Genomic DNA, 9193 nt, shown 5'->3' with positions numbered 1-9193 from the left:
TCCGCTGGGAGCCAATGTGGATGGCTTTGAAGAAGATCTTCAGACTTTTACAGGCCGTGAGCACGCGGCCGTGGTTACCTCCGGTACGGCGGCTATTCATCTGGCTTTGATGCTTTGTGGTGTGGAAGCGGGTGATGAGGTGATCTGTCAGTCCTTTACCTTCGCGGCTACGGCGAATCCCATACGCTACCAGGGCGCTAGTCCGGTATTTGTGGATTCGGAGCCGGAGACCTGGAATATGGATCCGGAACTGTTGGAACAAGCGATTTTGGATAGAATCGAGGGAGGGACAGAGAGAAAAAGTGACAAAGTGACGAAAAGTGGAAAGCCGAAGGCGATAATTGTAGTGCACCTATACGGGATGCCGGCGAAGATGGAGCGTATTTTGGAAATAGGGCGCAAGTATGATATTCCGGTGATTGAGGATGCTGCCGAGGCCTTGGGTTCTTCTATTAATGGTCAAAAATGCGGGACCTTCGGAAAGTTATCAGTACTCTCCTTTAATGGAAACAAGATTATTACTACATCCGGAGGCGGGGCCTTGTTAGGAGATGACGAAGCGCTGATTCAAAAAGCTCGGTTTCTGGCTACCCAGGCCCGCGATGATGCCCCGCATTATCAGCACTCCGAGCTGGGCTATAACTACCGTATGAGCAATATCGTGGCCGGTATCGGGCGCGGACAGATGAAGGTGCTGGAGGAGAGGGTAGAGGCGAGGCGAGCGAATCATGAGTTTTATTTTAGGGAGTTGGACGGGGAATGGTTGCAGGATAAGGCAGACGGACGACCGACGACGTACGACCGTACTACAGGTCAACATTCAACATTCAACGTTCAACATTCAACAGGAAGCGGTCTTTACTTCTTAAAAGAGCCAGAGAACTATAAAAGCAACCGCTGGTTAACGACGGTACTGGTAAATCCGGAAGAGACAGGAGGGGTAAACAGGGAGGACATCCGCCTGGCGCTGGAAGAAGAGAATATAGAAAGCCGACCGCTCTGGAAGCCGATGCATCTGCAGCCGCTGTATGAAGAGTATCCACACTACGGGAACGAAGTTTCGGATACGCTGTTTGAATATGGACTTTGCCTGCCGTCGGGAAGCAATCTCACTGGGAAAGAAAAAAGGAGAGTTGTAGCGACTATTAAAGACTGTTTGGAAAAATAAAAAAAATGTTCGGTAGTTCTGGGATTCATTCAAGAGCACATCCTTTTACGGGTTGTATAAAAAGTGTTAATTGAAGCCCTAAGGCTAATAATCTATTAATTAATTTTAATCAAGATTTCATTAATATTTCGGTAAATTCTATTAATATTATTAGCTCATTATAGAAGCACGTATTAAATATTAATAGAATCTATAGGGGTAAATGATGTAACCAAAGGGTTAGAAATTAATTCATCTGCTCATTCGGTAGCGTACTGTTAGAAAAGTGAATAATCAAAGAGGGTAAAATGGAGTTTGATTTTAATAAAAACGATTCAACCTTATCAAAGTATATAAACACATATACCAGATGTGTCTTCTTTTTGGTAGGTGATACGCTTTTTTTATTTCTTTCTGCATTACTGGCGTATTTCACTCTGGCACCTCTCACATCTAGTATTGAGACATTTCCGTATGCACTCTCCGTAATTGTCGCAATTTCAACAATTGGAATACTGGCAGTTTTAAGGATGTACATGTCAACTTGGAGGCATACTAGCATAATTGAATTTTTTAAGATTGTTGTGGCTGTAGTAGTTGGTACAATTCTGTCACAGGTGATATCTAATACATTGTTTGAGGTGATGGGAACCCATGACTATATTTTCATAATATTAATGTCGGTTTATGCTATCCTGTTTATCTCTGGTTTTAGAATTAGTAAACGCTTGATTTTTGAGCTTCTGGGTACTAAAAATAAAAACAGTTCTCGCACCATAATTTTTGGCGCTGAAAACGAAGGGGAGCAGATACTTCGAGATATAATTAAAAACGAGAAACTGGATTTTAAGGTACTTGCACTGTTTGACGATAGAGTGGTAAAAGGGCTTTATATGCATGGAGTTAGAACTCTTGGTGGCCCAGAAGAAATGGTGGAATATGTTGAAACCCATCCTGTAGATCAGCTTATCGTTGCCTATCCTGATTACCCTAAGAAGGATTTAAAGGAGATCATTAATAAACTCAAAAAGATTCGTCCGGAACTGGATATTAAGATTCTGCCTGCTTTCCAATCACTTTCTGATGATCCGGTGAGTATCAAGAATATCCGTGATATTAAAATTGAGGACGTGCTTGGAAGAGAGCCCATAAATATTAATATGGATAACTTAAAGAAAAGTATATACGGCAAGAAGGTGCTGGTAACGGGTGCTGGTGGTTCTATTGGTAGTGAATTAATTAGGCAATGTGCAAATTTAAGTCCCCACAAACTTATTGCTCTTGATATTGATGAAACGGAGCTTTTTAATCTAAAAAATGAATGTAATAAGCAAGACAAAGAAATAATACCGTGTGTGGCCTGTGTTACAGATGACCAAAAGATTGATAAAGTTTTAAAGAGGTTTAAGCCGGATGTAATATTTCATGCAGCTGCATATAAGCACGTACCGATGATGGAGTCATTTCCGGAAGAGGCCATTAGGGTTAATGTATTGGGTACAAGAACTGTTGCCTCGGCTGCTATCAAACATAATGTTGATAAATTTATCATGGTTTCCACCGATAAGGCTGTAAACCCTACAAATGTTATGGGTGCTACGAAAAGAATAGCTGAAGAAATTTGCATGTGCTGTGCGGATGACGGTTCAACCAAATTTATGTCTGTTCGTTTCGGTAATGTATTGGGTTCGAGAGGATCCGTTATTCCTATTTTTATTGATCAAATAAAGAATGGAGGTCCTGTTACCGTAACTCATCCTGAAATGAAGCGGTACTTTATGACGATACCTGAAGCTGTTCTGTTGGTAATGCAGGCTGGTTCTATGGGTGAAGGTGGAGAAGTTTTTGTTCTTGATATGGGTGAGCCTGTAAAAATTATGGATATGGCTCAAGACCTGATCAAATTACACAATCTCGAACCTGGAAAAGATATCGCAATAGAAATTGTGGGACGTCGCCCGGAGAGAAACTTTTTGAGGAATTATTGAATGCCGAGGAGGGAGTGTTAGAAACTGAACACGAAGAGATATTTAAAGCACAGTGCAGCAAAAACTTTGATAGACAAGAGCTTGATCATAAAATCAGTGAGCTGGTTGCGCTATTGCAAAGCGATAATGGGGAATCTGTGAGGGTTTATTTGAAAACTCTTGTCCCTTCGTACAATTTTAAGAATAATGGATCAGATAAAAGTATTCAAAAATCTAAAAAAGAGAATAAATTAGCAGTTTTAGAGTAATTAAAAAAAGAAGCGTAAATATATTTTTTAATAAATTAGATTAGCAGTAATATTTTACCAGCAGTACAATTAATTACTGTGGCAAGTTTAAATTTTAAATGAGAGAAAAATAGGATGCAATCCTCCAATAATAATCACCACAAGTCTGAAAATGACATTCAAAGGTTTCGATTTGATTCAGATTATAATTTTGGTAAATCAACATCTAGTAGTAATGCGCTAGATCCTCAGAGATTATTATCGATCGCCCTTAGATACAAGTGGATCATAATTTTACTGTTGATTGCCGGGGCTGGCGGTGCATGGTACTATGCTGAAAATGCTACTCCTGTCTATGAAGCCAATGGCACTATTTTAATTGAAACTCCTGCTGGAGGTCAAGATGATCGACTTTCTCAGTTGATGAATCAAACAACAGGAGAAGGCCTGAGTACTACATTAGCTAATCAGATTCAAGTTTTTAAGTCACGTTCATTTGCACGACAAGTAAGCCAATCATTGATGGATCAGGATTCTTTAACAATTTCTGATTACCCAATATTGTGGACCTATGATGAAGAGAACAAAGAGTTTTACCGTGCTAATGAGGCTACAGTTACATCCCGAATACAACGTAATCTTGCTTTTAATAAACCTGAAGAAAAGGCTGATGTTCTTGATGTAAGTTTTACAAGCAAAAGTCCAAAACAGGCTGCAAAAATTGTAAACAATGCAATGGAGGTGTATGTTGAACAATCAACAGAACAGAACAGGGAAGCTGCCAGTAAAACGGCTGAGTTTTTGAAAAAGGAGAAAGAAGCCGCCAAAGAAGAGTTGAGAAAAGCCGAAGAGAAGCTGCGATCTTATATGAATTCCAGCGGAATAGTTCAGGTTGATGAACAAGCAGCTAATATTGTAAATCGCAGAGAAGAAACTGAAGCAGAAATAGAGCGGGTTAAATTGGACCTAAAGACTACAGAGGAGACTATTGAAAAATATGAACAGCGACTTGAAGAAATTAAGCCCGGTCTGTCGAAACAGTATTCTGAGGCTTTGGAGCCGAGAATACAAAATTTACAGGAAGAAATGGCTCAATACGAGAAAGAGCGTAGGCTGATTATTGCAAGAAACCCAGGGGTTTTAGATAGGAAGCCTCTTCCTGATAGATTACAATACCTTAATAAACAAATTGAAAAAGTTAAAAACGAAATTACGGAACTATCTTCAAAACTTTTTAATGAAGATAATGAATTTACAGGTATAAGTAGTGAAGATAGAGCTCAGGCGGTTACTGAAATTCAAAATAGGTTAGTGGATTTGAAAATCCAGCAGAACCAATATAAGTCTAGGCTAGAGGCACTTAGAGAGCACAAAAAAGAGATTGATTCCACTTTTAACTCACTTCCAGAAGGAAAGATTGAGCTTGCAAAATTGCAAAGGGATGTAAAACTAAAGGAAGAACTATACTTAAATCTCTCCAAGCAGTATTCGGATATGTCTCTCTTTAAGCAATCCCAATTTGGTTACGGACAAATTATTGATAAAGCAAGTGTACCTAGTTCCCCTGTTTGGCCCAATAAAAAAATCCTGCTGTTGTTAGGGTTAATGTTGGGAGGATTTTTGTCTGCAGCTTTTATTGCAACTCGTGAGTTTATGAATAATACTGTGAATAGTCTTAATCAGTTAAAGAATATTTACCAACCTTCATTTAACATTATCACCATTCCCAAAATTGAAAAAAAATCACAAAAACGACTCAAATCCTTTAAAGGGAAAAAGGATAAGATTCCAAATGAATTAGTGATGATGCAAGATAGTTTGAATATTGTTTCAGAGTCTGTGAGACGATTAATGAACTATATTATTTTTCAAAACGGGGATACTCCACCTAAAACTGTAGCTGTAACAAGCCCTGCAAAAGGAGATGGAAAATCTACAATTGTTTCCAATCTTGGTATAGCTTTTTCTGAAGCAGGATATAATACCCTGTTAATTGATGTAGATCTACGACGACCCAAGCTTCATAAATATCTTGGGTTAAGTAGTAAGCAAGGATTGACGGACTATTTTGGTGGCAATTTACCTATTTCCAACCTGGTTAAAAGTACGGATATAAACTCTTCATTAAGTGTTATTACTACGGGCAGCACATCCAAAAATCATGAGTCTATTATTGGAACTTCTAAGTTCAAGGAATTGATAGATAATTTACAACGTAGTTTTGATATCATTCTTTTTGATACTCCCCCCTTCGGTATCATAAGTGATTCTACAGCAGTGCTAAAATATAGTCAGTCCACAATAGTTGTTGCCCGATATCAAGAAACGAATAAGGGGCTTCTATTTAGAACAATAGATGAACTTGAGCAAATTCAGGCAAATGTCACTAATATTGTCTTAAATGAGTTTGACTACCGCAAAGAGACGGAGAACTACTATGGAGCTGGTTATTTTGAGGCACTTTATGAAAATTATTCAGAATATGCGAGTTAATTGACTTATCTTAGTTACCAGATACTGAATAATGAAATTGCCTTCATGATTTATATAATTTTCTGTTTAATTGAATTATATCTAATCTAAATGAATAGTCATTCAAAAATTTACATTGCAGGTCACAGAGGTATGGTTGGATCTGCAATCAAGAGAAGATTAGAACAAGAAGGGGCGCAGAATATTATCTTCAGATCCAGTTCAGAGTTGGATCTAAGAGATCAGCAATCTGTTGATCTATTTTTTGAAGAAGAACAACCTGATATAGTCATAGATGCTGCGGCCAGAGTAGGCGGTATAATGGCAAATAATAATTATCCATGGCAGTTTTTGTATGATAATATCCAGATGCAAAGCAATATTATTAATTGTTCTCATAAATATGATGTTAATCAGCTGATATTTTCTAGGGAGCTCTTGTATATATCCCAAACATGCTGATCAACCTATGAGTGAAGATTTATTGTTAACCGGACCACTGGAGCCTACCAATCAATGGTACGCAATTGCCAAAATTGCAGGTGTGAAAATGGTTGAGGCACTTAGAAAACAGTATAACCGAAATTATATTTCATTGATGCCCACTAATCTTTATGGGCCAAATGATAATTTTGATTTAAAAACTTCTCATGTGCTTCCTGCTATGATTAGGAAATTTCATGAGGCAAAAGAGGAGGGGCATGTCCCGGTTACACTTTGGGGCACGGGATCTCCGCGTCGTGAGTTCCTTCATGTTGATGATGTAGCAGAGGCTGTACTGTTCAGTTTAACAAATGATTTAAGATATGGTCTATACAATGTTGGAACGGGCAAGGATATAACTATTAAAGAACTGGCTTCACTAATTCAAAATATTGTGGGCCATGAGGGAGATATTAAGTGGGATAGCTCCAAACCTGACGGGACCCCTAGAAAACTGATGGACGTATCACGCTTTGAGGATGAGGGATGGACCTATAATATTGAGCTTGAAAACGGAATTCGAGCTACCTATGAATGGTTTTTAGAAAATTTAGATGAGATTAAAGAAAGAGAAATTGAATCTTAAAAGTCCCCTCCGCTGGAGGAGTGGTTTCGACTACCGTCAGGTAGGGGGATATAAGAGTAAAATTGATATGAATTTTAAATTTTTAATTAATTACTAATTCGTGAACACATCAAGAAATAAAACAGCACTTATTACGGGAATTACAGGTCAGGATGGTTCATATCTTGCAGAACTTTTATTGGATAAAGGGTATGAAGTACATGGTATAAAGCGGCGAGCAAGTTTAATTAAAACTGATAGAGTAGATCATTTATATCATGATCCTCACTTTAAAGGGCTACCTTTTTATTTGCATTATGGTGATATGACAGACTCTACAAATTTAATTCGTATCATCCAGGAAACACAACCGGACGAAATCTATAATTTGGCGGCCCAAAGCCATGTACAGGTTTCTTTTGAAACACCGGAATATACTGCAGACGTTGATGCAATGGGAGTTTTGCGAATGCTGGAAGCGATTCGCATACTGGGCATGGAAAATAAAACTAGATTTTATCAGGCTTCAACTTCAGAATTGTATGGGAAAGTGGTGGAAACACCACAAAACGAAGATACTCCCTTTTATCCTCGTTCACCTTATGGTGCTGCAAAACTTTATGCTTATTGGATAACTAAGAATTATCGTGAAGCATATGGCATGTTTGCTGTAAATGGGATCTTATTTAACCACGAATCACCTCGCCGCGGAGAAACTTTTGTAACGCGTAAAATTACGAGAGCAGCTGTACGAATTGCTAAAGGAGTTCAAGAAAAATTGTTTTTGGGTAATTTAAACGCAAAACGAGATTGGGGACATGCCAAAGATTATGTTAAGGGGATGTGGCTTATGTTACAACAAGATGACCCTGAAGACTTGGTGTTGGCAACCGGTGAAACTACCTCGGTGAGAGAATTTTGTGAGATGGCTTTTAAACATGTAGGTATTGAAATAGAATGGCAGGGTGAGGGCAAAAATGAAATTGGAATTAATAAATCTGACGGCGAAGTCATTATCGAGGTTGATCCACAGTATTTTCGTCCCACTGAGGTTGATTTGTTGCTTGGAGATTCATCTAGAGCCCAGGAAAAGTTAAATTGGGAATTTAGTTATACCATTGATGATCTTGTTAAGGAAATGGTTGAAATGGATATGGATGAGTTAAAATAAGTTTCATTTACTATTGATTGAATTTAATGCAAGCAGAAATAATTACCGAGAGTGAAATTTAAAAGTTTGAGATTCTAAATCTTTTATATGAAAACAATACTTGTTACAGGAACAGCTGGATTTATAGGTTACCATCTTACAAAAAGGTTGAGTAACGAGGGCTATAAAGTTATTGGCCTCGATAATATTAATGACTACTATTCAACGGAATTGAAGCATGATCGGTTGGCTCAGTTGGGATTTTCAAAAGAATCTTTGAGTGATGATAAGCTTATAGAAAGCACATCTAAAGAAAATTTATTTTTTATTAAAACTGACCTAGAGAATAAGTCAACCATTGATTCTCTTTTTGAAAATGAAGATTTGGATTTTGTAATAAATTTAGCTGCTCAGGCAGGAGTCAGATATAGTCTCAAGGATCCTTATCGATATATTGACAGTAATATCACCGGTTTTTTGAATCTTCTGGAAGCTGCACGCCATCATTCATTGGAGCACTTGATTTACGCCTCTTCCAGCTCTGTCTATGGGGCTAACACCAATATGCCTTTCTCTACATCAGATAATGTAGATCACCCCATGAGCTTGTATGCAGCTACAAAGAAGTCTAATGAGCTGATGGCCCATACTTATTCGAATTTATATGATATCCCCACAACTGGGTTGCGTTTCTTTACTGTGTATGGCCCTTGGGGTCGTCCGGACATGGCGTTGTTTCTGTTTACAAAAGCGATGCTAGATAATGAGCCTATAAAAGTGTTTAATTATGGGAATATGGAACGTGATTTTACTTATATAGACGATATTGTTGAAGGCATTGTTAGATTGATTCCCAAAGCTCCCGAGCCTAACGAAGAATGGGATGGAGATGACCCTGATCCTTCAACCAGTTTCGCACCTTATCGGATATTTAACATTGGAAATAGTTCGCCGATAAAACTGATGGACTTTATTGGTGAAATCGAAAAACAACTGGGTATAGAAGCAGAAAAAAATATGATGCCTATGCAACCGGGTGATGTGCCTAAAACCTGGGCCGATGTAGAAGACCTTTTTGAATATATAGATTTTAGGCCACAGGTTGGTATTGAGGAAGGAGTAAAAAACTTCATCGATTGGTATAAAGAATACTATAACTAG

General features: G+C 38.2%; 6 protein-coding genes and 1 pseudogene. All 7 read left to right on the top strand.

Annotation, left to right across the window (positions count from 1 at the left end):
• Positions 1 to 1168, top strand: a 1168-nt coding sequence (locus tag U5J89_RS08215; RefSeq protein WP_322575128.1) for a DegT/DnrJ/EryC1/StrS family aminotransferase, incomplete at its 5' end; no start/stop codon positions are given.
• Positions 1169 to 1455: 287 nt separating this feature from the next.
• Positions 1456 to 3135: a nucleoside-diphosphate sugar epimerase/dehydratase gene (locus U5J89_RS08210; protein WP_322575127.1), complete on the top strand. Its 1680-nt coding sequence runs from the start codon at positions 1456 to 1458 to the stop codon at positions 3133 to 3135.
• Positions 3132 to 3383 carry a hypothetical protein gene (locus U5J89_RS08205; protein WP_322575126.1) on the top strand — a complete coding sequence of 84 codons (252 nt, stop codon included), beginning with the start codon at positions 3132 to 3134 and terminating at the stop codon, positions 3381 to 3383. Before U5J89_RS08210 ends, U5J89_RS08205 begins: the two co-directional genes overlap by 4 nt.
• A gap of 114 nt (positions 3384 to 3497) precedes the next feature.
• The gene (locus tag U5J89_RS08200; protein WP_322575125.1) at positions 3498 to 5855 is read left to right on the top strand and encodes a GumC family protein; all 2358 of its coding nucleotides are present in this window, start codon (positions 3498 to 3500) and stop codon (positions 5853 to 5855) included.
• A gap of 90 nt (positions 5856 to 5945) precedes the next feature.
• Positions 5946 to 6903 (top strand): annotated as a pseudogene (locus tag U5J89_RS15930) (GDP-L-fucose synthase family protein).
• Between the two features lie 100 nt (positions 6904 to 7003).
• Positions 7004 to 8053 carry a GDP-mannose 4,6-dehydratase gene (gene gmd / locus U5J89_RS08185; RefSeq protein ID WP_322575122.1) on the top strand — a complete coding sequence of 350 codons (1050 nt, stop codon included), beginning with the start codon at positions 7004 to 7006 and terminating at the stop codon, positions 8051 to 8053.
• An 87-nt stretch (positions 8054 to 8140) separates the two neighbouring features.
• Positions 8141 to 9193 (top strand): NAD-dependent epimerase, encoded by a 1053-nt coding sequence (locus tag U5J89_RS08180; RefSeq protein ID WP_322575121.1) that lies wholly within the window; start codon positions 8141 to 8143, stop codon positions 9191 to 9193.

This window comes from Fodinibius sp. (assembly GCF_034521915.1).
Lineage (GTDB): Bacteria > Bacteroidota > Rhodothermia > Balneolales > Balneolaceae > Fodinibius.
This window is presented reverse-complemented; position numbering and strand designations above follow the sequence as displayed.